Annotated in this window: 2 protein-coding genes and 1 pseudogene; all 3 read left to right on the forward strand. The window is 66.1% G+C overall.

All coding sequences use genetic code 11. From position 1 onward, the window contains the following. The coding region (locus KY389_RS14980) for a transposase (protein ID WP_219831772.1) at positions 1-521 on the forward strand (521 nt) is incomplete at its 5' end. Positions 522-569: 48 nt separating this feature from the next. Continuing rightward, positions 570-932, forward strand: a complete 363-nt coding sequence (locus KY389_RS15560; RefSeq protein WP_219831773.1) for a transposase — start codon at positions 570-572, stop codon at positions 930-932. Positions 933-1,028: 96 nt separating this feature from the next. Beyond that, positions 1,029-1,244: pseudogene (locus KY389_RS14990) on the forward strand (DNA methylase); the annotation flags it as partial. Positions 1,245-1,550: the final 306 nt, after the last annotated feature.

Consider the following 1,550-nt stretch of genomic DNA (forward strand, 5'->3'; position numbering starts at 1 on the left):
AAACCGTTCACATCGACGCCAGCCTGATCCGGGCGAATGTCAGCATGGATGCACTGGTCGCGCGTCACCTCGATGCGTTCGAGGCGGCCAACGACGCCGAGCGTGACGCGCGCGAGCTGGCCGGGTTCAAGACGCTCTGCCGCACGGACCCGGACGCGAGCATGGCAACGTCGGCGAAGGCCCCGCTGCGCCCGGCCTACAAGCAGCACACGGCGGTGGACGACCTTGAAGGCATCCTGGCCGACGTGGAGATCGTGACGGGCGAGGAACACGACGCGGGCCGGTTCGAGGAGCGCCTCGACGTCATCGAAGACACTCTCGGAGTGGCCCCTGACCGGATCACCGCGGACACCATCTATGGCGTGGGTCGGGTCTATGCCGCCCTCGAAGACCGTCGGATCGATGCCGTCATCCCACCCTTGCGCGCCCCCGTCGCAAGGGGGCGCAGGGGTTCCCCACCGAGCGGTTCAAGTACGATCCGCATCACGATGTGGTCCGCTGCCCGGCAAAGAAGCGTCTGACCCCGAGAACCGGCAGGAAATCCGGCAAATGGTATCGCGCCGATCGGCGTGACTGCGCGCGCTGTCCCCTCAAGGCGCAGTGCCTGCCCCAGGGCGCGCCCTCCCGGCGGGTGCACATCGTCACCAACCACGCGGCGTGCCTCACGCGCTCGACGCAGGCGCCTGGCTTGGAGCCAGGACGACCACGCGATCTACACCCGGCATCGCTGGCGCGTCGAAGGCACGCATGGCACGGCAAAGACGCTGCACGGCCTTGCCAGAGCCATCCGCAGGGGCCTCGAGAACATGAAGATCCAGGCCCTGCTGACCGCCACCGCCATGAACCTGAAGAAGCTGGCAGCGGCCGTGCTGCTGTTTCCTTGTTCCATCCTCCAAAGGCGCGAAGCCCGACCGATTGCGATGCCGGCCTGAAACGACTTCTTCAACAGCCCCCACTGGGCCGATTTCGGATCTTCCTCACCCTCGGAAAGAACGGCTTCAACCGCTCCATCTGCGCGTCGGTCGGCCAGAAGTTACGTGATCGAGATCAGCCCGGCCTATGTCGATGTCGCCGTGGAACGCTGGCAGGCCGAAACCGGCAAGGAGGCCATCCTCGACGGCGACGGCCGGACCTTCGCGCAGGTGAAGGCCGCGCGGCTGGGCGACGATGCCGAAGCCCCCGCTGATCCCCCGGCTACGGACACCGCCCCCGAACCTGCGCGAAAGCGCAAGACCGGGGCGTGACATGCATGACATGGCTTTACTTTCCTCAGGGGAAGCTTCCGGGGCCGGAGACGCATGTCTCTTCGGCCTCTCGCTCTGTTCCGGTGCTGGCGGTCTCGACCTCGGGCTCGCCATCCCCGGATATCGTGCTATGGGCCATGTCGAACGGGAAACCTTCGCCGCGGCCACTCTCGTGGCGGGGATGGATCGAGGGCGGGAACGCCATTGATGGCGTGGATGGCCGCGCCTGCGGCATCGCAATGTGCCCTGTTGGGTGCTGTGAACATCACCAACAAAGGGAGCCATCCATGAACAGGATTACCACAC

Source organism: Paracoccus bogoriensis (assembly GCF_019431455.1).
GTDB lineage: Bacteria > Pseudomonadota > Alphaproteobacteria > Rhodobacterales > Rhodobacteraceae > Paracoccus > Paracoccus bogoriensis.